This is a genomic window from Ralstonia sp. UBA689 (assembly GCF_002298975.1).
Classification (GTDB): domain Bacteria; phylum Pseudomonadota; class Gammaproteobacteria; order Burkholderiales; family Burkholderiaceae; genus Ralstonia.
Window position 1 is genome coordinate 14,281 of the sequence record NZ_DBMV01000001.1, and the last position, 24,271, is coordinate 38,551.

24 protein-coding genes are annotated in these 24,271 nt (G+C 64.5%); 11 read left to right on the top strand and 13 right to left on the bottom strand.

All coding sequences use genetic code 11. The annotated features are described in order from the left end of the window. Window positions 1-3: 3 nt before the first annotated feature. Window positions 4-1,518, bottom strand: a complete 1,515-nt coding sequence (xdhA, locus tag B4F51_RS00065; RefSeq protein ID WP_296222966.1) for a xanthine dehydrogenase small subunit — start codon at window positions 1,516-1,518, stop codon at window positions 4-6. Between the two features lie 222 nt (window positions 1,519-1,740). Between xdhA and B4F51_RS00070 the strand changes: the two genes are divergently transcribed. Beyond that, window positions 1,741-2,685 (top strand): LysR substrate-binding domain-containing protein, encoded by a 945-nt coding sequence (locus B4F51_RS00070; RefSeq protein ID WP_296222969.1) that lies wholly within the window; start codon window positions 1,741-1,743, stop codon window positions 2,683-2,685. 26 nt (window positions 2,686-2,711) lie between these two features. Here the strand turns inward: B4F51_RS00070 and B4F51_RS00075 are convergent, their stop codons facing one another. Next, a complete protein-coding gene (locus B4F51_RS00075) occupies window positions 2,712-3,560 on the bottom strand; it encodes a substrate-binding domain-containing protein (RefSeq protein WP_296222970.1) in 849 nt (282 codons plus the stop codon). Between the two features lie 159 nt (window positions 3,561-3,719). On the opposite strand from B4F51_RS00075, the gene B4F51_RS00080 reads away from it, so the two are divergent. From B4F51_RS00080 to B4F51_RS00095, 4 genes are read left to right on the top strand one after another with little or no spacing between them, the layout of a single operon-like run. Continuing rightward, window positions 3,720-4,820 carry a substrate-binding domain-containing protein gene (locus tag B4F51_RS00080; protein ID WP_296222972.1) on the top strand — a complete coding sequence of 367 codons (1,101 nt, stop codon included), beginning with the start codon at window positions 3,720-3,722 and terminating at the stop codon, window positions 4,818-4,820. A gap of 56 nt (window positions 4,821-4,876) precedes the next feature. Continuing rightward, entirely contained in the window at window positions 4,877-7,408 is a 2,532-nt protein-coding gene (locus B4F51_RS00085) for an ABC transporter permease (RefSeq protein WP_296222973.1), read from the top strand. A 21-nt stretch (window positions 7,409-7,429) separates the two neighbouring features. After that, complete coding sequence (locus B4F51_RS00090) at window positions 7,430-7,834, top strand: group II truncated hemoglobin (protein WP_296222975.1); 405 nt, start codon at window positions 7,430-7,432, stop codon at window positions 7,832-7,834. A 41-nt stretch (window positions 7,835-7,875) separates the two neighbouring features. Beyond that, entirely contained in the window at window positions 7,876-8,454 is a 579-nt protein-coding gene (locus B4F51_RS00095) for a DUF924 family protein (protein ID WP_296222978.1), read from the top strand. A gap of 30 nt (window positions 8,455-8,484) precedes the next feature. On the opposite strand, the gene B4F51_RS00100 is transcribed toward B4F51_RS00095, so the two are convergent. From B4F51_RS00100 to B4F51_RS00150, 11 genes are all read right to left on the bottom strand, one after another. Further along, entirely contained in the window at window positions 8,485-9,087 is a 603-nt protein-coding gene (locus B4F51_RS00100; protein ID WP_296222980.1) for a LysE family translocator, read from the bottom strand. Between the two features lie 21 nt (window positions 9,088-9,108). Beyond that, on the bottom strand, window positions 9,109-9,693 hold the full coding sequence (locus B4F51_RS00105) for a TIGR00730 family Rossman fold protein (RefSeq protein ID WP_296222982.1): 585 nt from the start codon (window positions 9,691-9,693) through the stop codon (window positions 9,109-9,111). Next, entirely contained in the window at window positions 9,690-10,388 is a 699-nt protein-coding gene (locus tag B4F51_RS00110; RefSeq protein WP_296222984.1) for a TetR/AcrR family transcriptional regulator, read from the bottom strand. Before B4F51_RS00110 ends, B4F51_RS00105 begins: the two co-directional genes overlap by 4 nt. 139 nt (window positions 10,389-10,527) lie before the next feature. Further along, complete coding sequence (locus tag B4F51_RS00115; RefSeq protein WP_296222986.1) at window positions 10,528-10,992, bottom strand: diacylglycerol kinase; 465 nt, start codon at window positions 10,990-10,992, stop codon at window positions 10,528-10,530. 12 nt (window positions 10,993-11,004) lie between these two features. Next, window positions 11,005-12,048: a glycosyltransferase family 4 protein gene (locus B4F51_RS00120; RefSeq protein ID WP_296223459.1), complete on the bottom strand. Its 1,044-nt coding sequence runs from the start codon at window positions 12,046-12,048 to the stop codon at window positions 11,005-11,007. Window positions 12,049-12,155: 107 nt separating this feature from the next. Further along, entirely contained in the window at window positions 12,156-13,106 is a 951-nt protein-coding gene (locus B4F51_RS00125) for a UDP-2,3-diacylglucosamine diphosphatase (RefSeq protein ID WP_296222988.1), read from the bottom strand. A 243-nt stretch (window positions 13,107-13,349) separates the two neighbouring features. Then, window positions 13,350-14,369 (bottom strand): esterase/lipase family protein, encoded by a 1,020-nt coding sequence (locus tag B4F51_RS00130; RefSeq protein WP_296222990.1) that lies wholly within the window; start codon window positions 14,367-14,369, stop codon window positions 13,350-13,352. 25 nt (window positions 14,370-14,394) lie between these two features. After that, window positions 14,395-14,886 carry an RDD family protein gene (locus B4F51_RS00135; RefSeq protein WP_414706635.1) on the bottom strand — a complete coding sequence of 164 codons (492 nt, stop codon included), beginning with the start codon at window positions 14,884-14,886 and terminating at the stop codon, window positions 14,395-14,397. Window positions 14,887-15,010: 124 nt separating this feature from the next. Beyond that, the gene (locus B4F51_RS00140; protein ID WP_296222994.1) at window positions 15,011-15,865 is read right to left on the bottom strand and encodes a DUF3106 domain-containing protein; all 855 of its coding nucleotides are present in this window, start codon (window positions 15,863-15,865) and stop codon (window positions 15,011-15,013) included. Between the two features lie 11 nt (window positions 15,866-15,876). Further along, on the bottom strand, window positions 15,877-16,320 hold the full coding sequence (locus B4F51_RS00145; RefSeq protein WP_296222996.1) for a DUF3619 family protein: 444 nt from the start codon (window positions 16,318-16,320) through the stop codon (window positions 15,877-15,879). Further along, window positions 16,317-16,883, bottom strand: a complete 567-nt coding sequence (locus B4F51_RS00150; RefSeq protein ID WP_296222997.1) for an RNA polymerase sigma factor — start codon at window positions 16,881-16,883, stop codon at window positions 16,317-16,319. Before B4F51_RS00150 ends, B4F51_RS00145 begins: the two co-directional genes overlap by 4 nt. Before the next feature lie 360 nt (window positions 16,884-17,243). On the opposite strand from B4F51_RS00150, the gene B4F51_RS00155 reads away from it, so the two are divergent. The 6 genes from B4F51_RS00155 (at window position 17,244) to B4F51_RS00180 (ending at window position 24,104) form a co-directional block, all read left to right on the top strand. Continuing rightward, on the top strand, window positions 17,244-19,001 hold the full coding sequence (locus tag B4F51_RS00155) for an acetolactate synthase 3 catalytic subunit (RefSeq protein WP_296222999.1): 1,758 nt from the start codon (window positions 17,244-17,246) through the stop codon (window positions 18,999-19,001). Beyond that, window positions 19,001-19,492, top strand: coding sequence for an acetolactate synthase small subunit (gene ilvN, locus B4F51_RS00160; RefSeq protein ID WP_296223000.1), 492 nt, complete (start codon window positions 19,001-19,003; stop codon window positions 19,490-19,492). Before B4F51_RS00155 ends, ilvN begins: the two co-directional genes overlap by 1 nt. 54 nt (window positions 19,493-19,546) lie before the next feature. Then, on the top strand, window positions 19,547-20,563 hold the full coding sequence (ilvC, locus tag B4F51_RS00165) for a ketol-acid reductoisomerase (RefSeq protein ID WP_004630832.1): 1,017 nt from the start codon (window positions 19,547-19,549) through the stop codon (window positions 20,561-20,563). Window positions 20,564-20,713: 150 nt separating this feature from the next. Continuing rightward, the gene (locus tag B4F51_RS00170) at window positions 20,714-21,361 is read left to right on the top strand and encodes a phosphatidylserine decarboxylase (RefSeq protein WP_296223001.1); all 648 of its coding nucleotides are present in this window, start codon (window positions 20,714-20,716) and stop codon (window positions 21,359-21,361) included. A gap of 13 nt (window positions 21,362-21,374) precedes the next feature. Further along, entirely contained in the window at window positions 21,375-22,247 is an 873-nt protein-coding gene (gene pssA, locus B4F51_RS00175; protein WP_296223003.1) for a CDP-diacylglycerol--serine O-phosphatidyltransferase, read from the top strand. Between the two features lie 315 nt (window positions 22,248-22,562). After that, window positions 22,563-24,104, top strand: coding sequence for a 2-isopropylmalate synthase (locus B4F51_RS00180; RefSeq protein WP_296223005.1), 1,542 nt, complete (start codon window positions 22,563-22,565; stop codon window positions 24,102-24,104). The last annotated feature ends 167 nt before the right edge of the window (window positions 24,105-24,271 follow it).

A 24,271-nucleotide genomic window follows, 5' to 3' on the forward strand; every position in this document is an offset into this window, starting at 1 on the left:
TTCTCAGGCGGCGGTGAGGGTGTTCAATTCGACCGCGCGCACATTGATCTGCTCGGGCGCAAGCGGCGCGTCGGTGCGGGTTTCCAGCCAAAAGCGGTACACCGTGTTGGCGGCTGACACGCGGCGGTAGTTGTCGGTGGCGCGCATGTCGGTGAGCGGCGTGTAGTCGCGCGACATGGCTGCCATGGCAGCGCGCACGGTCGCCTCGTTCCATGGCTGGCCGATGATGGCGGCCTCGGTTTCGGTCGCGCGCTTGGAGGTGGCGGCCATGCCGCCGTAAGCGATGCGCGCGCTGCGTACTACGTCGCCGTCCAACTCGATCGCCAGCGCCGCGCACACGGCCGAGATGTCCTCGTCAAAGCGTTTGGACAGCTTGTACGTGCGGAAGCGCAGAGCATCGCGCCCAACGCGTGCCGGAACGCGTAGCCCGGCGACGAACTCGCCTTCTTCCATCGCGTTCTTCTGGTAGGCGAGGTAGAGGTCTTCGAGCGGCAGTTCGCGGCGTTGCTCGCCACGCTGCAGCGCCACGCGTGCGCCAAGCGCGATGAGTGCGGGGGCCGAATCCCCAATCGGCGAGCCGTTGGCGATGTTGCCGCCCAGCGTGCCGGCATTGCGGATCGGCAGCGAGGCGAAGCGCAGCCACAGTTCGGTCAGCTCGGGGTAATCCTCGGCGAGGAAGGCGTAGGCCTGTTCCAGCGAGACGGCAGCGCCAACTTCGGTCCAGCCGTCGTGCTTTTCCAGCGCGTACAAGTCGGCCACCTGGCCGATGTAGAGGATGTCGCCCAGTTCGCGGAACTGCTTGGTGACCCACAGGCCCACGTCGGTGCTGCCGGCCAGGATGCGTATGTTCGGGTGTGCGGCCTTGATGGCGGCGAAAGCGGATGCGGTGCGCGGCGCATGGAAGTGCGGCGCATTCTCGGTGCCGACGGGCGCGTAGCTGAAGGTGCCCTTGCGTTGCAGGTTGCGCAACGTCTCTGCCAGTTGCGTGCGGTCGATGCCGGCGGGCGCGGACAGCTCAAACATGCGCTCGCCCGCGTCGATGATCGGGCGGTAGCCGGTGCAGCGGCACAGGTTGCCGGTCAGTGCATCGCAGATGGTCTGGCGCGAGGGGATGGGCGCCTCGCTGCCGGTGTTCTCGTACAGCGCGTAGAGCGACATCACGAAGCCCGGCGTGCAGAAGCCGCACTGCGAGCCGTGGCATTCGACCATCGCCTGCTGCACCGGATGCAATACGCCATCCTTGCCGCGCACGTCTTCCACCGTGAACAGCGCCTTGCCGTCGAGCGTGGGCAGAAACTGGATGCACGCGTTGACGGCCTTCAGGCCGACGCTGCCATCTGCCTGCAGCTCGCCGAGCACGACGGTACATGCACCGCAATCGCCCTCGGCGCACCCTTCCTTGGTGCCTGTGCAGTGTGCGTCTTCACGCAGGTATTGAAGCACCGTGCGGGTGATCGGAGCATCCGTGACGGTGCGCACCTGGCCGCGGTGGAAAAAGCGGATGGGCTGAGTCTCCATGGGGGTCTACGCCTGTTTGTGTGTGTAACGGAACCATAGCACCGGGCCAGGAATGCAATATTTGGCCCAGGTGATAACCCGCATCGGAAAGCCAAAATCCGGGGTATACCCGCCGGCAGCGGTCTGGCGGCGCGGCGTGCAAGTGACATACACTGACATCGTCCCCCAAGCGATTTTCTCGCCAGTTTTTTGACGGTACGGCATTGCCCGTGCCCGCCCCCGATGCACGGCAAAGATCACCTCGATACCTATCTCCTGCGCGTCCTGTACACGCTGCTCACCGAGCAGAGCGTGACGCGTACGGCGGTCAAGCTCGGCCAGTCGCAACCGGCCATCAGCAATACGCTCAAGCGCCTGCGGGAGATCACCGGCGACGCCATCCTCGTGCGCGGCAAGAGCGGCATGGTGCCGACCGAGCGCGGCCACGAACTGCTCACGCTGGCCCAGCAGAGCCTGGAAGCGATGGAGCGCATCGCCCGCCCGTCGCAGGAGTTCGACCCGGCCAACACCACGCGCACCTTCCACCTGGGCGCGCCGGATTATCTGGATGCATTTTTCCTGCCCAACATCGTCGAGCGCCTGCGCAAGCACGCGCCGCAAGCCAAGCTGGTGGTGCATCCGCTCAATGCCGGCGTTGATTACCTGGCGGCGCTGGAGCAGGGCGGCATGGATCTGGTGATCGGCAACTGGCTTTCGCCGCCGGAACATCTCCACATTTCACCGCTGTTCGACGACGAGGTCGTCTGCATGCTGGGGGCGCAGCATCCGCTGGCGCGCAAGGGCATCTCGCTCAAGCATTACATTGAGATGCCGCACTTGGCTCCCGCGCCGTATGCCGTCATGCAGCGCAGCATGATCGATCAGGCGCTTGCGGAGCAGGGGCTCAAGCGCCAGATTCAGGTCTCGCTGCCATATTTCGGGCTGGTGCCTTATGTGCTAATGCGCACCGACCTCGTCTTCACCACCGGCCGCCAGTTTGCAGCGCACTGTGCGCAATACCTGCCGATCCGCATCCTGCCTGCGCCCGTGGCCTTTCCGAAGATGCGGTTCTACCAGCTCTGGCATGAGCGCAGCCATGCTGCACCCGATGTGATGTGGCTGCGCCGCATGATCGGCGAAGTGGCCGCCGAACTGCCGCAGCATCCGCAATTGGAAACGGCGGCCTGAGCCGCCGTTCTCGTATGCAGCGGGAGTTACTTCCCGCTCGCCACCGCCTTCCCGTAGCTCGGGAAGAACACCGGCTCCCCATTGACCTTGAAGTCGGCGATGGCCTGCTGGCCGGCGGTCGAAGTGATCCACTCGATCAGCTTGGTCGCATCGGTGTAATTGATGCCGGCGTGCTTGGCCGGGTTGACGGCGATGATGCCGTATGGGTTGAACATGCGCGGGTCGCCCGCCAGGACGATGTCCAGGCCAGTCTTGGCGCGGTAGGCGCCGTAGGTGGCACGGTCGGAGAGAGTGTAGGCGTTCATCTGCGCGGCCATGTTCAGCACCTCGCCCATCCCCAAGCCTGCGCTCACGAACCAGGGTTTGCCCTTCGGGTCGATGTTGGCCATTTTCCAGTACGCCTTTTCCATGACGTCGGTGCCGGAGTTGTCGCCGCGCGAGATGAACTTTGCGCCCGACTTTTCGCCTGCGGAGGCGATGGTCTCCATGCCCTGGATGACGTTCTTCTGACCGCGTACGCGGGCCGGATCATTGGCTGGGCCGACCAGGATGAAATCGTTGTACATCACGTCGCGCCGGTCGATGCCGCCGCCCGAGGCGACGAAGGCGTCTTCCAGTGGCCGGGCGTGCACGAGCACGACATCGACGTCACCCGATTCGCCCAGCTTGACGGCCTTGCCAGTGCCAACGGCAATCACCTGCACATGGATGCCGGTGGCCGCCTCGAACTTGGGCAGCAGGACCTTGAGCAAGCCGGAGTTTTCGGTGCTGGTGGTGGTTGCCATGCGGAGATCGCCTGCATATGCAGTGCCAGCGACGATCAATGTCATGCAGATGACAGCAGACAACCGAAGGGTTTTGGAGAATCCGGGCATGTCGTGAGGGCGATGTGGGAAACGTGGACGCTTTATGTCGGATGCTGCATGATGGCGGCAGCATGGGGCAGTCGACGGCCACGATGCGCCCGCCCCCTGGGGATCAGCAGGATTGTTTCCCGGGGCCGTGGTCGATGTAAATAGGAAACCATAAACATAATGACATTCCAGTTCGAGGTATTTCCGGTGGTCGGGCCGGATGACAACCCACGTGCCAATGGCAAGGTTTTCCAGTTGCTGCGGGCGGTGCGCGAGACGGGGTCGCTGCACCGGGCGGCCAAGCAGGTGGGGCTCTCGTACCGGCACGCCTGGGGGGTGATGCGGTCGTGGGAGGAAATGCTCGGGCGCTCGCTGCTCGACATGGAGCGCGGCCGGGGTGCCTCGCTCACGCTGTTCGGCGAGCGCATGCTGCGCGCCGAGATGCGTCTGCGCGAGCAACTCGACCCTGCGCTGCGCCAAGCCATGGGGCAGTTCCTGTCGGAGTTGGAGGACGCCTCGCAGTCACAGGCGCGCATCCGTTTCTCGGGCAGCCATGATCCAGCCGTCGAGGTGTTGGCCCAGACCTTCGCGCACGAGAGCCATGGCGCGCAGCTCGACACAGTGTTCTGCAGCGCCGTCGAAGGGCTGATCTGTCTGCAGGAGAAGCAGTGCGAGGTGGCCGGCTTTTATGTGGCGCCGCAGCAGGGCGCCGGCTCGATCGCGCACCAGACCCTGCGCAAGTGGCTGCGACCCACTGCCGTGCGCCTGATCGCCCTGGCGGATCGGGAGCAAGGGCTGATGATGTCGCCGCAGTGGGCGGGGCGCGTGCAGTCGCTGCCGGACCTGGCGCGCACGCAGGCGCGCTTCGTCAACCGCCAGCGCAGTTCGGGCACGCGCTTGCTGTTCGATCAACTGCTGGTGGCTGCCGGGCTGTACCCCGATCAGATCCATGGTTACGACGAGCAGGAGTTCTCCAGCGACAAGATCGCTGTGGCCGTGCAGGAGGGGCGCGCGGATGTCGGCTTTGGCCTGCGCCCGGGGGCCGAGGCGCATGGCCTGCATTTCGTGCCGCTCACGCGTGAGACGTACTACCTGGCGGTGCGCCGCAACGACGCGCTCAGCCCCTGGGTGCGCGAGCTGATCGAGCAGATCGGCCGGCCCGCTTTCCGCGAAGGCTTGAGCCATCTTGCTGGCTACCGCGCCACCGAGCAGGTCTCGCTGCTTACCGCAGATCAGGCGCTGCCCTGGCATGCCGAAGACGCCCGCGTACTGGCGCGCTGAAGTCATGCGAACATGGCAGGGTCTGCGCGATTGATGCGCCCCTCCATGTTCCGCCCATGCCACGTTTTTCCGTCTGGACTCAAGCCCTGCGCATGCTGCGCCGCGACTGGCGGGCCGGCGAGCTGAACCTGTTGCTCGTCGCGCTGGTGCTGGCCGTGGCCGCGCTGGCTTCCGTCAGCTTCCTCGCCGACCGCATGCACGCGGGGTTGGAGCGCGACGCACGTCAGTTGCTCGGCGCGGATGTGCTGGTGGTGTCCGACCAGCCGCTGCCATCGGATATCGAGGCGCGCGCCCGCGCCAGTGGCCTGCAGGTCACGCACACCGCGGCGTTCCCCAGCATGGCAAGCTCGCTCGCCAACGGCGCGTCGGGTGAGCCCGCTTCGCAACTGGCGGCGGTCAAGGCGGTCGACACGGGCTACCCGCTGCGCGGTGCAGTCAAGGTCAGCGACGGGCGTGACACCGTCGGGGCACCCATCCGTGAGATTCCCTCTGCCGGCACCGTGTGGGTGGACGCGCCGCTGCTCGAAGCGCTGGGCGTGCGCGTGGGCGATGCCATTCGCCTCGGCACGCGCACCTTCAAGATTGCCCACGTCATTACGCAGGAGCTAGACCGCGGCACGGGCTTCATGAACTTCGCCCCGCGCGTGATGTTGCCGATGGCCGATCTGGCCTCGACGGGCCTCATTACTTACGGTAGTCGTGTCACGTATCGCCTGCTGGTGGCCGGCCCGGATGCCGCCGCCAACACATTCCGCAATTGGGCTGAGCACGAACTGAAGACACGCCGGTTGCGTGGCGTGCGCATCGAGTCCTTACAGAACGGGCAGCCGCAGATGCGTGAAACGCTGGATCGCGCCGAGCGCTTCCTCTCGCTCGTCGCGCTGCTGGCGGCGATGATCGCTGCGGTGGCCATCACCATGGCGGCGCGCCGCTATACCGCGCGGCATACCGATGCGGTGGCCATCATCAAATGCCTGGGGCTGCGGCAGGGGCAGATTCTCGGCACGTTTGCGCTGGAGTTTCTGCTGGTCGGTGTATTGGGTTCGACGGCGGGCGTGCTGCTGGGCTACGGCGCGCATTGGCTGCTGCTGGCATCACTGGGCGATCTGCTGACGGTGACACTGCCTGCGGCATCGGCGTGGCCGGCGGCGTTGGGTGTAGCGGCGGGGCTGGTGTTGCTGGTCGGCTTTGCCGTGCCGCCGCTGTTGAGCCTGGTGCGTGTGGCGCCGCTGCGCGTGCTGCGGCGTGACGCGGGCGAGCGCGCCGTTGGCGCATGGATTGGCTATGCGCTGGGCGCGGCGGCGTTCTTCGCGCTGCTCGTGGTGTCTGCGCGCGACGTGAAGCTTGGGGCGCTGACGGCCGCAGGATTTGCCGGCGCCATCGTCGTGTTTGCGCTGCTGGCTGCCGGCGGATTGCGCGCGTTGGGAGCGTCGCTGGGGCGCGGCCATGCACTGGGCGTGGGCTGGCGTTTTGCGCTGGCGGTGCTGGAGCGCCGTCGCGGCGTGAGCGTGCTGCAAACGGTGGCGCTGGCCGTCGGGCTGATGGCGCTGTTGCTGCTGGCCATGACGCGGAACGACCTGATCCGCTCGTGGCATAACGCCACGCCGGCCGACGCACCCAACCGCTTCATCATCAACATCCAGCCGGACCAGATGGAGTCGGTCGCGCAAGCGCTAGCCCGCGCGGGGGTGGCCGATCCGAAGCTCTACCCAATGGTGCGCGGGCGTCTGACGCAGGTGAACGGCCAAGCCATCGGCCGCGAGACGTACGCCGAATCGCGCGCACGCAATCTGGTCGAGCGCGAGTTCAACCTGTCCTACGCCACGGCGCAGCCGCCCGAGAACCGCATCGTCGCCGGCCGCTGGTTCGGCGGGCAGAAGCCCGAGGCGTCGGTGGAAGAGGGCATCGCCAAGACGCTGAACCTGCGCCTGGGCGACGTGCTGCGCTTCGACGTTGCCGGGCAGACGGTGGACGCGCCCATCACATCGCTGCGCAAGCTGGATTGGAGTTCGATGCGCGTGAATTTCTTCGTGATCCTGCCGCCCGTGGCGCTGCACGACATGCCGCAGACCTACGTGACGGCGTTCCATATTCCCGCCGGCCAAGCCGATCTGCCGGCCAGGCTGGTGCGCGAGTTCCCGAACCTGACGGTGGTCGATACCGAGCTGATCCTGCGGCAGGTGCAGGGCGTGCTGGATCAGGTGACGGTGGCGGTGGAGTTCCTGTTCGTCTTCACGCTGGCGGCGGGCGTGCTGGTGCTGTACGCCGCGCTGTCCGGCTCGCGCGATGAGCGTCTGCGCGATGCCGGTGTACTGCGCGCGCTGGGCGCGGGCTCCGGCGTGGTGCGGCAGACACAGTACGCCGAGGTGCTGATCGTCGGCGGCCTTGCTGGGCTGATGGCTGGCGTGGGCGCCATCGCCATCGGCTGGTTGCTGTCGGCGTATGTATTCGATTTCCCGTATCGTTTCAATCCGGCGATTCTGCCGGTGGGTATCGTGGGCGGCATGGTGTGCGCCTTCGCTGGTGGCTGGCTGGGCCTGCGTGATGTGCTGCGCCGTCCGGCCATGGCTACGCTGCGCGATGCCTGAATTTCTTGATGTGATGGTTGTATGACCGATGCTGCTTCCGGCCAGGAAACCCTGGCATTCGACCTGATCGGCGGTGAGGCGCGCGTGCGCGAACTCGTCGATCGCTTTTATGACCTGATGGACCTCGAGCCCGAGTTTGCCGTGCTGCGTGCAGTGCACCCGCCCAGCCTCGACGGCTCGCGCGACAAGCTGTTCTGGTTTCTGTGCGGCTGGCTGGGCGGCCCGAATCATTACATCGAACGCTTCGGGCATCCGCGCCTGCGGGCGCGGCACCTGCCGTTCGAGATCGGCACGCAGGAGCGCGACCAATGGATGCGCTGCATGGCGCTGGCGATGCAAGACCTAGGTTTGGACGAGGCCTTGCAGATGCGCCTGATGCAGGCCTTCTGGCAGACCGCCGACTGGATGCGCAACGTGCCGCGCTAAAGCGCGGACATGACGAGAAAAAAGCGATAGAGGAGACTTACATGATCGGGTTGCCCACCGCCGACGATGTACTCGCGTTCTGGTTCGGCACCGCGCCGCTCACCGAGGCGCGCCCGGAGTGGTTCGACAAGTCCGACGCCTTCGATGCCGAGATACGCACACGCTTCCTGCCGCTGTGGGAGGCGCTCTCCACGGGCGAGGCCAACACGTGGATGGACACGCCACTGGAGGCCATCGCGCGCATCGTGGTGCTCGACCAGTTTTCGCGCAACATGTTTCGCGGCACCGCACGAGCCTTCGCCAGTGACGCAGCCGCGCTGCACACCGCGCAGATCGTCGTGGCCGCCGGCTGGGATCTGCAGCTTCCGACGCGTTTTCACCGCGCGTTCTGCTACCTGCCATTCGAGCATAGCGAGGCGCTTGCCGCGCAGGACGAGTCGATCCGCCTCTACACGCGCCTGCGAGACCGGGAAGGCGATGCGGACTCGCTCCTCTGGGCAGAAAAACATCGGGAAATCATTGCGCGCTTCGGGCGCTTTCCGCATCGCAATGCGGCGCTCGGGCGCGTGTCAACACCCGAGGAGGCGGTGTTTCTCACGCAGCCAGGATCCTCCTTCTAGGAAACGGGCGAGCCGCGTGTGTTGCGCGGCTTAGCGGCCCAGCACCGAATACACGAGCGTGCCCGAGAACATCAGCAGCACGAGGGATGCACCGCGTAGCAGCTTGGGCGTATGGGGCGCCCACGTGCGCCGTGCCGTCAGCAGCACGCCAAGAGTCGACCAGCCAATGGCGATCGGCACGAGCACGACCAGGAACACTGCAATCGTCCACGCAAAATAGATCGCGGACTGGAACGCTGCGAGCGGAAACAATGTGCTCGCAAACAGCAGCGCCTTCGGGTTCATCAACGTGGTGGCGAACATGTCGCGCGAGCTCACGGGGTTGGCCGCAACATGTTGCAGCGCATGGCTCTGGCGCCATATCTTGACTGCCAGATAGAGGATGTAGACCGAACTCAGCAGCTTGACGGCAACCGGCAGCCAAGGCCGGCTGGCCGACAGCGCGTTCAGGAAGAATCCCCACGCCGAGACGGCGGTGACGTAGCCCAGCGCTTCGGCGACGATCAGCGGGCTCGTCCGACGCACGCCCACCTTGAGGCCTGACGACAGCAGCAGCGTATTCGTCGGGCCCGGCACGATCAGCACGAGCGACACATACAGCGCCATCCGGAGCAAGGTGTCTTGCATGGGCAAACGTTTCTTGGGTGGTTGGTTTTACGTGCGCTCGCGGCGTTCCGACCACTTGTCGACGGTCTCGCGCGGCGCGTTGGCCAGCATGTCGACGAGCGCGGCCGGGTCGTCGCTCACATAGAGCAGGTCGGCGTGGTGGCGTTTGAGGAAGCCTTCCTGCACCGCGTGGTCGATAAAGGCGAGCAGCTTGTCGTAGAAGCCCGCCACGTTCAGCAGGCCGATCGGTTTGTTGTGGTAGCCGAGCTGCAGCCACGTGAAGGTTTCGAACAGCTCTTCATAGGTGCCCACGCCGCCGGGCATGGCGATGAAGGCATCCGCGCGGTCGGCCATCATCTGCTTGCGCTGGTGCATGCTGTCGACGACATGCAGCTCGGTCAGCTCCTTATGGCCGACTTCCTTGCGCACCAGCGACTTGGGGATGATGCCGACGACCGGGCTGCCGCCGTGCAGCACGGCATCGGCCACGACGCCCATCAGACCGACGTTGCCACCGCCATAGACGAGCGAGAGGCCGCGCTTGACCATCTCGTTGCCCAGCGCGATGGCGCCGGCCTTGTACTCCGGGCGCGTGCCCGGGCTGGAACCGCAATAGACGCAGATCGATTTCATTGATTGGATTTGGCTTCAGGGAGCGGGTCGTTGCTGCGGCTGACGGCCAGCAGGTCAAAGGCCCGCCGCGGCTTGCCGCGCAAGTAGGGCGCGAGGATGGAGAGGAGGTGATAACTCACGCCGTGCAGATGGTCGCGGATGGCTTTTGGATCGTTGTACTGGCGTGGGTGCAGGACAAACTGGAACGACAGCCAATAGGTGCCCACCACCACGATGTTGGTGCAGATGACGTCCACCTGCTCGGGCGTGGCTTCCATCTCGCCGTCTTCGATGAACTGGTGGCAGATGTCCATCGCAAAGTGGCGCTTCTGCTCGACGATCCGCTTGAAGTTCAGCTCCAGCATGCGATTGCGTGCGAGCAGATCATTGATGTCGCGGTACAGGAAGCGGTAGTTCCACAGGAACTCCGACATGTACTGCAGATAGCCCCAGGTTTCGTCCAGCGTGGCCTTATGGTCATCCGGCAGCTTCAAGCGACGGCTCATCTCCTGCTCGAACTGCACGAAGATCGAGTTGATGATGTCGTCCTTGTTGCGGAAGTGGTAGTACAGGTTGCCCGGACTGATTTCGAGCTCTTCGGCGATCGTTGTGGTGGTGACGTTGGGCTCGCCCAGCTCGTTGAACAGGCGCAGCGACACTTCGAGGATGCGGTCGCGCGTTCGGCGTGGGCCGGTGGAATGCTGCTTGGTTTCCATTGAACTGCCAAGGCCGGTGGCCCTGTCTCCGTGGCGTGTTGGTGCCCGGATTATAAAAGATCGTGCTTGCGCAACGACTCCCCACGTACTACGGGCGCCACATTGCCAAACGTTGACGTGGTCTCGGGGCGGGTATGTCCTAACGCAACAGCGATGCCACCCAGGGCCAGGCGATCGCCACCCACGTCCCCGCGCACAGCAGCAGGGCCAGCATGACCGCTGCGCTGCCGAAATCCTTGGCGCGCTTGGACAGCCCGTGCTGCTCCAGCGAAATCCGGTCCACCGCCGCCTCCATGCTGGAATTGAGCAACTCGACAATCAGCACCAGCACCAGCGTGCCGATCATCAGGATGCGCTCCACCACCGTGGCCGGGATGATGAACGCGCACGGCAGCAGGATCGCGCACAGCGTCAACTCCTGGCGGAACGCGCTTTCCTCGTCGATGGCGAAGCGGATGCCGCTGATGGAGTTCTTGAGCGCAAACCAGGCCCGCGTGATGCCGCGGTTGCCCTTGTGCGGGTTATCGGCCGGCGAGTAAGTGCCAGTCGCTGGCGGCGCGGCCGGGCCTTCGAGTGGCCGATCCGGTGGGGTGGTGGGTTTCATGGAACGCAAGGTCTATGCGCCCGTCGCGGTCGAGGGTTGGACGGTCTTGGTATCGTCCGATTGTACGGCGGGCAGGGGGCGCAGGTGGGCCAGGAACTGCTCGGAGGCCGCGCGCCATGAGAAGCGCTCGGCGTGCGCGCGTGCGGTGGCGCGGTCAATGCGCAGCGCTTCCAGGCAGGCTTCGCGCAGGTCGTCGCGCAGCGCACCGGCAGGCGAATCGCCCAGCACGTCGATCGGGCCCGTCACCGGATACGCGGCGACCGGCAGGCCGCTGGCCAGCGCCTCCAGCAGCACCAGGCCAAACGTGTCGGTGCGGCTCGGGAAGACGAACACGTCGGCCGAGGCGTACACCTTGGCCAGTTCCGGCTGCTTGAGCACGCCCAGGTAGTTGGCGTTCGGATATTTGGCCTTCAGGCCGGCCAATGCCGGGCCTTCGCCAACCACCCACTTGGAGCCGGGCAGATCCAGCTCCAGGAACGCCTCGACGTTCTTCTCCACGGCCACCCGGCCGACGTACAGGAAGATCGGGTGGGCCGTGTTGAGCATGTTGCCGCGCCGGGAGGTGAAGACGTCCAGATCCACGCCGCGCGTCCACAGCACGCCGTTGGTGATGCCGTAGGCCGCCAGGTCTTTCAGCACCACGGGCGTCGGTGCCATCACGGCCTGGGCGGGGCTGTGGAACCAACGGAGGAAGCGGTACGTCCAGGCCAGCGGAATGCCGAAGCGCGCCTGCACGTACTCCGGAAAGCGCGTGTGATAAGCCGTCGTATAGGGCAGCTTATGGCGCAGCGCATAGGCGCGCGCGGCCAGCCCCAGCGGTCCTTCGGTGGCGATATGCAGCGCTTGCGGGGCAAATTTCTCGATGCGCTCGCGCACGCGCTTGGCCGGCAGGATCGACAGGCGGATCTCCGGATACGTCGGGCACGGCACCGTCTTGAATTCAAGCGGCGTGATCATGTCGACGACGTGGCCCATGGCTTCGAGTTCACGGCGCGTCTGGGTGAGGGTGCGGACGACACCGTTGACCTGCGGTTCCCAGGCATCTGTGACGATCATGACTTTCACGGGCTCTCCTTGGGGCGTGGCTGCGGGGGATGTCGAGAGGGTGGCGACAGCGGCAGGTTGTGCGAGGTCGATGTTGGTGTGGGTCATGTGGGCTTCCATCAGGCGGCAGCCGCAGCAGCACGACGTGCGCGGCGGGACGTGCGCGGCGCGTCGAGCAGATGCGTCCAGTAGACGATCTGCAGCTCGCCTTCCATGGTCTCGACCAAGGCGGAGAGGCTCTCCACCCAGTCGCCGTCGTTGCAGTAGAGCTGACCGTCGATCTCGCGGATCTCGGCTTTGTGGATATGCCCGCAGACCACGCCGTCGCAGCCGCGGCGGCGCGCTTCGTCCGTCATCACGCGCTCGAACGAATTGATGAAGTTGACTGCGTTCTTGACCTGATGCTTGAGGTATTGCGACAGCGACCAGTACGGAAAACCAAGCCGCACGCGGATACGGTTGAAGTGCCGGTTCATCGCCAGGATGAAGGTGTAGAGCGTGTCGCCCACATAGGCGAGCCAGCGCGCGTGCTGCATCACGCCGTCGAAGAGGTCGCCGTGCACGACCCACAGGCGCTTGCCGGTGGCCGTTACGTGCACTGCATCCTCGGCGACTTCGATATCGCCGAAATTCAGGCCGTGGAACTGGCGCGCCATCTCGTCGTGGTTGCCCGGGATGAACACCACGCGGGTGCCCTTGCGCGCGCGGCGCAGCACCTTCTGCACCACATCGTTGTGCGCTTGCGGCCAGTACCAGCCCTTGCGCAGTTGCCAGCCGTCGACGACGTCGCCGACCAGGTACAGCGTGTCGGATTCGTTGTGCTTGAGGAAGTCGAGCAGGTAGGTCGCCTGGCAGCCCGGCGTGCCGAGGTGGATGTCCGACAGCCAGATCGTGCGGTAGCGGTGGACTTTCTCGGCGGGCGGGTCGGTGTCCTTGTCCGCCATCTGGTCCGGGACCAGAGCGGAGGTCGGTGCCGTGGCGGGCGCCTCGTGGTCTCGCACATTGCCGCGCCCGGCGGGGACGGCCGAGCCCAGTGTGCCGGCGGCAGCAAGTCCGGCAGCCATTTGCATCAGAGGCGGTGGGGCGTTCCAGTCGGAACCGGTGAGGGGAGCGGCGCGAAAGCGTTGCGCGAGGCGGCGGAGAAAACCAGGGCGCGATGGCAGATTTGGCAGGACCATGTCGGCAACGGAGGCTGCGTTGGACGGATTTCGCCACCGCTGCGTGAATAAGCCGTGTCAGAAACATGACCGCCACATGACGTGATCCCCACGAACGACGAAGGGCATGCCCAAGACCTGCGCTGGGCGTGTGTTTCAGGCGGATGGAGTCGGTGCGGTGTCTTCGATGCGCGCAAGTTCTGCCAGCACGGTATCGCGCACACGTGCGTCGCATAGCAGCGACACATGCCCGATGCCCGAGAACGGGATATGCCGTGCGCCTTCCAGCCACGACGCGCCAGCCGGCCCGACGATGGAGTCGTGCCACGAGAAGATCGACGTGATGCGCGCACGCACGGCCGAGGTTTCGGAGGCCGCAAGTTGCCGCAGCCACGGGCTCGCCCAGGCCATCTGACGCACGTTATGGCCGCGCCCCGAGCGTGCCATCGCTGTGCCACGGTGCGGTGAGCCAAGCGTGATGACATGCGCAACCAGGGCGGTCTCCTGCGATTGCCGCAGCAGCGCGCGCGCGGCAAGCCCACCCATGCTGTGGCAGAGCAGTACCGGCGCGCGGCCGTATTCGTGCGTCATGCGGGCGACGGCAGCGGCAAGGTCGTGCGCGTAGTCGTCGATATCGCCAAGCAATGGCATCAGGTCGATCGCATCGATCGGGTGGCCAGCGGCGGCCAGGTGCTTCTGCATCGGCAACCACACCGCGCGGTTGCAGCCGTAGCCGTGGATCATCAGCACCGGCACGAGCTTCCCGCCGCCTGCCGGTGCATCGAACGCGGCGCGCGAGCGAAACGGCTGCAGCACGTTGAACATCCATGCCACCGAACCGCATTCGCGCAGCCAACATGCAATGAAGCCCGTCACGCCGATGCGCTGTTCGTGCGGCACGGGCATGCGGTCCCAAGCCGGATCATCCGGGATGGCCGTGCCCGGGCTCGCCTGCGAGATGACGAAGGCCCAGCCGACCGAAAGGATGTATCCGAGAACGAGGCTCGCGCAGGCCACTGCCGCTGCGCCTGCCCAGTTCAATCCCATCCAGCGATGTGCGGCCCAGGCGAGTGCCAGCGTTGCCGCACATTGCATTGCCACGGCGATGCGGCGCGCGCCGGCCGCCGTCAGGAAGGCGAGGGGAACAGCAGATGTAGGTAGGTTGGCGCGCGTCATGAGGTGGGCGTCGCCGCGGGTGGGTTCAGTCGCGCACCACGCGCGTACCGGCCAGGCGGTCGTGCAGGAACTGGCGCTGCGGGTCCAGCCACGCCAGCGCGCCCCATGCCAGCACGCAAGCCAGCGCAACACCGGCGCCGGCCCAGCGCGATACTCCGCTCACGTGGATGATGCCGACGGCCACCGCAACCCAGATCCACGCCAGCACGTAGCGTGCAACGGCGCGGCCAAGCGAAATGCGTGATCCGTCCGCGTTGACCACGCGCATGCGCCAAGTCTGCATGGCCAGCGTCTGGCCGCGTCGGCGCCAGAACCCCACGAAGTACAGGCCCAGCGCCAGGAAGCCCCAGACCTGCAGGCCCGCATCGCCCGTGCGCGCCAGTGGCGGAATGATTGCCCGCAAGACCAGGAAGACTGCCGTGGCACCGAACATCACGCCAAACAGCAGCAGCCCCTCGTAGAGCATCGCGGCAAGCCGGCGGCGCAGTGTGGGCGTGGCGAGCGGGTCAGTCGCCATGACAGGCGGGATCGGAGAAGCAGTCGTGGACATCGAACCGGGAAGAGTGCGGCGTGGTCATCGATCGCGCGCCGGCACAACGTGCACAGCGCTTGATCGGATTATGCCAAAGGGCGAGCGATGCTCAGCCGCCCAGCACCGTCGACGGCGGTGGATTGCCCGTGCCCGAGTCGCCGTTCGGCGCGGTGGGGGGCACGGCCGGATACGGTGTCGTCACCTGGACGCTGGCGGGGGTGGACGCCGCCGCGGCCGGAGCCGGTGCGGGCGTAGGCATGGGCGCGGCCGCAGGCGCAGACGCCGTTGATTTGGCTGGCGCCAGCGGATTGGGCGCCGACTTGGTCGTGCCCGGCTTGGTGCGCGCGCCGTGGTGCACCGCCTTGGCGGCATCCTTGGCCAGCCTCGTGCTTCCCGGCAGCGCCGTCACTGCCGATGGACGCTTCTGCGCCTTGGCCGCCGCAGCGAGCGCCTTCTTCTGCTCGTCAGGCAACTGCTGATAGTGCTGCCACGCTTCGCTCTTCTTCTGCAGCGGAACCGACTTGGTGGTCTGGAAATTCTCCCGCGCGCGGTGGCGTTGTTCGGGCGTCAGCTTGACCCAGTCGGCCATGCGCGTCTGCAGGCGCTGCTGCTGGGCTGGCGTGTACTTGGAATAGGCCTGGGCGATCTGCAGCCACTTCTTGCGGGCCAGTTCGTTCATGCCGTTCCATTCCGGGGCCAGCGGTGCAAGGATGCGCTGCTGCACGGTGGTCAACTCGGACCAGTTCGGGTGGACGGACGGTTGCGGATTCGTGGCGGGCGGCGTCGGCAGCGCCAGCGTGTCGCTGGCGCTTGGAGTCGAAGCTGCAGTCGGTGTCGATGCGCTTGGCACTTGCGCCAGGACCGCGCTCGTCATGCCGATCAGCGCGACGATGACGGCAGCCAACCGAGAGGTTGTCTGCCCGCCGCGCGGTGGTTGGCCGTGGGTGCGTTGGAGGTCGCTCATCGATCAGCCTTTCACTGATCGCGTTTGTCGAGATACTGATGGAAGCCTTGATCGGCGTAGGCGGCCAGCGGCAGGTCGTCGAGCAGCATCGCGGTGTCGACCTCGGCGAGTTCGTCCACGCGTTGCTGCTGTTGCCACTGATAGATGCCGGCAAGCCCAGCGAGCAGCGCGATGGTCGGCCACAGCAGGCCGAAACGGCGCAGGAGCGCCGAGGCACGCTGCAGCGGCGACGGCGCGCCGCCTTCCATGTCGAAGGACACCGAGCCGACACCCGGCATGGCCAGGGCAGGCGTGCGCACCGTGCTCGGCGCCTCTGCTTTCTTGTGCGCGAGCGCTGTCCTGCGCGCCGCGCTGAGGCGGTCGCGCACATCAGGCGGCAACTGTCCGGCCGACTCGTTCAGAGCGATGCGGACGGCGTGCACGAAGCGGCGTTCTCGGAGTTCTGCCTTGTTCATAGTCGGATCCCTCGCGCCCGCAGCGCTTGGGCCAGGGCGTGCGTTGCCCGCGAGCAGTGCGTCTTCACGCTCCCCTCGGAGCAGCCCATTGCCTGGGCTGTCTCGGCAACATCCATGTCTTCCCAGTAACGCATCAGGAAGGCCTCCCGTTGACGTGTCGGGAGTTTCTCGATTTCGCGCTCGAGAATTTCCAGCATCTGCGAGCGCTCGACCTTGTCGGCGCTGCTCTCCGCCGCTGTGGAGCCGGCTTCGCTTTCGATCAGTTCGAGCGGGTCGGTGTCGTCGCCTTCGGATTCCGTGCGGAAGCTGGAGAACAGGCTGACCCACGTATTGCGCACCTTGGTGCGGCGGAACCAGTCGTGGATCGTGTTCTGGAGGATACGCTGGAACAGCAGGGGCAGCTCGGCCTCGGGCTTGTCGCCGTATTTCTCGGCCAGCTTGATCATGGCGTCCTGCACGATATCGAGCGCGGCATCGTCGTCACGGACCGCGAAGACCGCCTGCTTGAAGGCGCGTTTCTCGACGCTTAGAAGGAAGGCCGACAGTTCCTGTTCAGAGGCCATACTACGGCGGGTGCGAATCCTGGTGGGGCAGCCGGGCGGAAGTTCACATTGTCATCATGTGATGGTGGCGCCGCATGGCAGCGACGGCCTGGGCCGTCAAAAATGTTGCGATGCTAGCAAAAATGCGGGTCGGCGGACAGCCTGACTGTCTGGCGAGGCGCCCAGTGTGGCGAATCTTGCCGTCGCTGGACCGACATGCGGCATTGCAGTATCATTGTCGGTTCACAATATCTGTGGTTTGTCTCATCTGGCCGCCCATCAGGCGGACCATCCATGCAGACGCGCACCGCTCAAATCCGCGCCACAAGCCCGGTAGAGAGCATCCAAACAATTTTTTGCCGAAAATTGCAAAGGACTGACATGAATATGCCAAGCGCGGAATTTTCCCACGCCAATAGCGGTTCATCTGCCGACATGATGGGGTCTGAGATCCTCGTCAATGCGCTCGCAGCAGAGGGCGTCGAGTTCGTCTGGGGTTACCCCGGCGGCGCGGTGCTCTATATCTACGACGCGTTCTACAAGCAAAACAAGATCGAACACATTCTTGTGCGCCATGAGCAGGCGGCGGTCCATGCGGCCGACGGCTATGCGCGCGCCACGGGCAAGGTCGGTGTCGCCCTGGTGACATCCGGCCCGGGCGTGACCAATGCCGTGACCGGCATCGCCACTGCCTACCTGGATTCGATCCCGATGGTCGTCATCACCGGTAACGTGCCGACGCACGCCATCGGTCAGGATGCCTTCCAAGAATGCGACACCGTCGGCATCACACGCCCGATCGTCAAGCACAACTTCTTGGTCAAGGACGTGCGCAATCTCGCTTCGACCATCAAGAAGGCGTTCTACATCGCCTCGACCGGCCGTCCGGGCCCGGTGGTGGTGGACATCCCCAAGGATGTCTCGCGCGAGATGTGCAAGTACGAGTATCCGAAGACCATCGAGATGCGCTCGTACAATCCGGTCAACAAGGGCCATTCCGGCCAGATCCGCAAGGCTGTGAGCCTGCTGCTGCAGGCTGAGCGTCCGTACATCTATTCGGGTGGCGGCGTGGTGCTTGCCGACGCCAGCGAAGAGCTGCGTCAACTGGCTGCGCTGACCGGCTACCCCGTCACGAACACGCTGATGGGCCTGGGCGCATTCCCGGGCACCAGCAAGCAGTTCGTCGGCATGCTGGGCATGCACGGCACGTACGAAGCCAACATGGCGATGCAGAACTGCGACGTGCTGATCGCCATCGGTGCGCGATTTGACGACCGTGTGATCGGCAGCCCGGCGCACTTCTCGTCGCAGCCGCGCAAGATCATCCACATCGACATCGATCCGTCGTCCATTTCCAAGCGGGTGAAGGTCGACATCCCCATCGTCGGCAACGTCAAGGACGTGCTGCAGGAGATGATCGCCCAGATCCAGAGCGGCGAAGCCAAGCCGAACAAGACGGCGCTGGCCAAGTGGTGGGAGCAGATCGAGCAGTGGCGCAGCGTCGATTGCCTGAAGTACGACCGCACCTCCGAGATCATCAAGCCGCAGTACGTGGTCGAGAAGATCTGGGAACTGACCAATGGCGACGCCTTCGTCTGCTCCGACGTTGGGCAGCACCAGATGTGGGCCGCGCAGTTCTACAAGTTCAACGAACCGCGCCGCTGGATCAACTCCGGCGGTCTGGGCACCATGGGCGTGGGCCTGCCTTACGCGATGGGCATCAAGAAGGCGTTCCCGGACAAGGAAGTCGTCACCATCACCGGTGAAGGCTCGATCCAGATGTGCATCCAGGAACTGTCGACCTGCCTGCAGTACGACACCCCGGTGAAGATCTGCTCGCTCAACAACGGCTATCTGGGCATGGTGCGCCAGTGGCAGGAAATCGAGTACGACAACCGTTACTCGCATTCCTACATGCAGGCGCTGCCGGATTTCGTGAAGCTGGCCGAATCGTATGGCCACGTTGGCATGCGCATCGAGAAGACGGCGGATGTCGAGCCCGCGCTGCGCGAAGCCTTCCGACTCAAGGACCGCACCGTGTTCCTCGACTTCCAGACCGACCCGACCGAAAACGTCTGGCCGATGGTCCAGGCTGGCAAGGGCATCTCTGAAATGCTGCTCGGCGTGGAGGATCTGTAATGCGTCACATCATTTCTGTCCTGCTGGAAAACGAGCCGGGTGCGCTGTCGCGTGTGGTGGGCCTGTTCTCGGCGCGCGGCTACAACATCGAGACGCTGACGGTCGCCCCGACCGAAGACGCCTCGCTGTCGCGCATGACGATCGTCACGACCGGTTCGGACGACATCATTGAGCAGATCACCAAGCACCTGAACCGCCTGGTAGAGGTGGTCAAGGTCGTCGACCTGACCGAAGGTGCGCACATCGAGCGCGAACTGATGCTCGTGAAGGTGCGTGCGGTTGGCAAGGAGCGCGAGGAAATGAAGCGTACGGCGGACATCTTCCGCGGTCGCATCATCGACGTGACCGAGAAGACCTACACGATCGAGTTGACCGGTAACGGCGGCAAGCTCGACGCGTTTCTCGATGCCATCGATCGTACTGCCATTCTGGAGACCGTCCGTACGGGCGGCTCGGGTATTGGCCGCGGCGAGCGCATTCTGAAGGTTTGACCGGCGCGTGCGTGCTGCCGGCCCCCATGGATATTTGAAAATTAGGACATCAACATGAAAGTGTTTTACGACAAGGACGCCGACCTCTCCCTCATCAAGGGCAAGAACGTCACCATCATCGGCTACGGCTCGCAAGGCCATGCCCACGCCCTCAACCTGAACGACTCGGGCGTGAAGGTGACGGTTGGTCTGCGCAAGAACGGCGCGTCGTGGAACAAGGCCGTCAACGCCGGCTTGCAGGTCAAGGAAGTGGCCGAGGCAGTGAAGGAAGCCGACGTTGTCATGATCCTGCTGCCGGACGAGCAGATCGCTGACGTGTACAAGAACGAAGTGCACGGCAATATCAAGCAAGGCGCCGCACTGGCATTTGCCCACGGCTTCAACGTGCACTACGGTGCCGTGATTCCGCGCGCCGACCTGGACGTCATCATGATCGCCCCGAAGGCTCCGGGCCATACCGTGCGTGGCACCTACACGCAAGGTGGCGGCGTGCCGCACCTGATCGCCGTGCACCAGGACAAGTCGGGCGCAGCGCGTGATATCGCGCTGTCGTACGCCACCGCCAACGGCGGCGGCCGCGCCGGCATCATCGAAACCAACTTCCGTGAAGAAACCGAAACCGACCTGTTCGGCGAGCAAGCCGTGCTGTGCGGCGGTACCGTCGAGCTGATCAAGGCTGGCTTCGAGACGCTGGTGGAAGCCGGCTACGCTCCGGAAATGGCTTACTTCGAGTGCCTGCACGAGCTGAAGCTGATCGTCGACCTGATCTACGAAGGCGGCATCGCCAACATGAACTACTCGATCTCGAACAACGCCGAATACGGCGAATACGTCACCGGCCCGCGCGTCGTGACGGAAGAGACCAAGAAGGCCATGAAGCAATGCCTGAAGGACATCCAGACCGGCGAGTACGCCAAGAGCTTCCTGCTGGAGTACAAGGCAGGCCAGCCGACGCTGATCTCACGCCGCCGCCTGACCGAAGAGCACCAGATCGAGCAGGTTGGCGCCAAGCTGCGCGCAATGATGCCGTGGATCGCCAAGAACAAGTTGGTCGACCAGACCAAGAACTGATCGATCACGCTTTGTGCGAGAAGAAAGCCAGCCTCCGGGCTGGCTTTTTTTATGCTGAATCGAAGGTGTCTGGCGCTGTTTCAAGTGCTGGCGCGGCCCCGTGTCGGCTAGAATGCCGCATTTCCTTCAAGACGCAGTCGAGGTCTGATTTTGAACAACACGTATCCGCATCCCATCATTGCCCGCGAGGGTTGGCCGTACCTGGGCGGGATTTTCATTGTCACGCTCATCGTGCAGGCTGCCGCCGGCTTTGGCTGGGCGTGGCCGTTCTGGTTGGTGACGCTGTTCGTGCTGCAGTTTTTCCGCGATCCAGCGCGTGCCGTCCCGACGCAGGCCAACGCGATTCTGTCGCCGGCCGACGGCCGCATCGTTGCCGTCGAGCAGGTGCGCGATCCGTATGCCGATCGCGATGCGCTGAAGATCAGCGTGTTCATGAACGTGTTCAACGTGCACTCCAACCGCGCGCCGGTCGACGGCAAGGTGGAGCAGGTGTCGTACTTCCCTGGCAAGTTCGTCAACGCCGATCTGGATAAGGCCTCGCTGGAAAACGAGCGCAATGCCGTGGTGTTGCGTCGTGACGATGGCCAGATCGTGACCTCGGTGCAGGTGGCCGGATTGATCGCGCGCCGCATCCTTTGCTATACCAAAGTCGGCGAGACCCTCGCGCGCGGCCAACGCTATGGCTTCATCCGCTTCGGCTCGCGCGTCGACGTATACCTGCCGCTGAACGCACGCCCGCGCGTGACGATTGGCGAGAAGGTGTCCGCCACGCTCACAGTGCTCGCCGAACTGGACTGATCCGGAGGCCGCCATGCCCGCGTTCAATCGGCGCAAGAAGCGCTTTACCGCCAACAACGTGACGCACTTGCGTTCGCTGCGCCACAACCAGCCGCGTTCGGATGAAGACGACCTGGAGGTCGTGCGTCCACGTCGCCGCGGCATCTATCTGCTGCCCAACGCTTTCACGACGGCTGCGTTGTTTGCGGGCTTCTTCGCCATCGTGCAGGCGATGAACCTGAACTTCGAGACGGCGGCGATTGCCATCTTCGCGGCGATGGTGCTCGACGGCATGGATGGCCGTGTCGCCCGCATCACCAACACGCAGAGTGCGTTCGGCGAGCAGTACGACTCACTGTCCGACATGTGCTCGTTTGGCGTCGCGCCTGCGCTCGTGATGTACGAGTGGATCTTGCGTGACCTGGGCAAGTGGGGCTGGCTGGCTGCGTTCGTTTACTGCGCAGGCGCTGCGCTGCGTCTGGCACGCTTCAATACCAACATCGGTGTGGTCGACAAACGCTTCTTCCAGGGCATGCCGAGCCCGGCCGCCGCCGCGCTGATCGCCGGCTTTGTCTGGCTGGCCATCGACAACAAGCTGCCGGTCAAGGAACTGTGGATGCCGTGGGTCGCTTTCGGGCTGACGCTGTATGCGGGGCTATCGATGGTGTCGAATGCGCCGTTCTACAGCGGCAAGGCGCTCGATGTGCGGCATCGCGTGCCGTTCGGTGTGATGGTGCTGGTGCTTGTGCTGTTCGTGGTGGTGTCGAGCGATCCGCCGGTGGCGCTGTTCGGCCTGTTTGTCGGCTATGCGGTGTCGGGCTATCTGCTCTGGGGCTGGCGTACGCTGCATGGGCAGCAGGGTAGCCCGCGCTTGCCGAAGCAGGCTTCGGACGATGCGCACGAGTGACCGATGCGCTGCACGATTGTGCGCTTGCGTCAATTTTTGAATTCGTCTATAGTCATCTGCATGCTTTCGCGCCCGATTTCCATTCTGATTACGCTAGTCTCGATTGATGGCCTACTAGGTCGTCAGGTCGGGACACGCGCATAGGAAATCGCAAGACAAGGCAAGCAGAAACAGCCAAGTTTTCGCGAACCAGGATTCACAGCGCCCCGGCCTGCAACCATGCACGCCGGGGCGTTTTGCATTCTGCGCCGCAAAAAACCATCCAAAACACTACTGAGACCGACGCCAAAAACGTCACCCCACCAAGGAGCCGCCATGAGCGACAAACTCATCATTTTCGACACCACCTTGCGCGACGGCGAGCAGTCCCCCGGGGCGTCGATGACCAAGGAAGAGAAGATCCGCATCGCCAAGCAGCTTGAGCGGCTCAAGGTGGATGTGATCGAAGCCGGCTTCGCAGCCAGTTCGAATGGCGACTTCGAGGCGATCCGCGCGATTGCTCAGTCGGTCAAGGATTCGCGAATTTGTTCGCTGGCCCGTGCGAACGACCGCGACATTTCCCGCGCTGCCGAGGCGCTCAAACCGGCCGGCCAGTTCCGTATCCATACGTTCATTGCCACGTCTGCGCTGCACATGGAGAAGAAGCTGCGCATGACGCCGGACCAGGTGTATGAGCAGGCGCGTTTGGCCGTGCGCTTCGCCCGCCAGTTCACGGATGACATCGAGTTTTCGCCGGAAGATGGCAGCCGCTCCGACATGGATTTCCTCTGCCGCGTGCTGGAAGGCGTGATTGCCGAAGGCGCGACCACCATCAATCTGCCGGACACGGTGGGCTATGCGGTGCCAGAAGGCTACGCTGCGCTGATTCGCTCCGTGCGCGAGCGCATTCCGAATTCGGATAAGGCGATCTGGTCGGTGCACTGCCACAACGACCTGGGCATGGCAGTCGCCAACTCGCTGGCTGCGGTCAAGCTGGGTGGCGCGCGCCAGATCGAGTGCACGATCAACGGCCTGGGCGAGCGCGCCGGCAATACCAGCCTCGAAGAGGTGGTGATGGCCGTCAAGACGCGCCGTGATTACTTCAACCTCGACGTGGGTGTCGATACCACGCAGATCGTGCCCGCCTCCAAGCTGGTCTCGCAGATCACCGGTTTCGTGGTGCAGCCGAACAAGGCCGTGGTGGGTGCCAACGCATTCGCGCACGCTTCCGGCATCCACCAGGATGGCGTGTTGAAGGCGCGTGACACCTACGAAATCATGCGCGCCGAAGATGTGGGCTGGACGGCCAACAAGATCGTGCTGGGCAAGCTTTCGGGCCGCAATGCGTTCAAGCAGCGCCTGCAGGAGTTGGGCATCGAGCTGGATTCCGAAGCCGAGCTGAACGCCGCCTTCACGCGCTTCAAAGAACTGGCCGACCAGAAGGCCGAGATCTTTGACGAAGACATCGTCGCCATCGTCTCCAACGAAGCGCAACATAGCGAGGGTGAACACTTCCGCTTCGTATCGCTGTCGCAGCGCTCCGAAACCGGCGAGCGCCCGCATGCACGTGTCGTTTTTGTGGCCGACGGCACGGAAGTGACCGGCGAGGCAGAAGGCAACGGCCCGGTTGACGCCACGCTCAACGCCATCGAAAGCAAAGTCGCCAGCGGCGCCGAGCAGTTGCTGTATTCGGTCAACGCCATCACGACCGGCACGCAGGCGCAGGGCGAGGTGACGGTGCGTCTGTCCAAGGCTGGCCGCATCGTCAACGGCGTGGGCACCGATCCGGACATCGTGGCGGCTTCGGCCAAGGCCTACCTGGCCGCGCTGAACAAGCTGCAGGACAAGAGCAGCGAAAAGCTCAACCCGCAGATCTGATCGCGGGTTTCATCAACACACGCAGGAGTCAGTCTAGACCCCAACACGATCACTACAGAGCGCGCACCCGGTTACCCATCGGGACGCGAAGCGGGTGCGGCGGCACCGGACACGTCAGGAGCGTGATTTCCATGCCCGCCGTCTTTGAGTGCGATGTCCGTGTGATC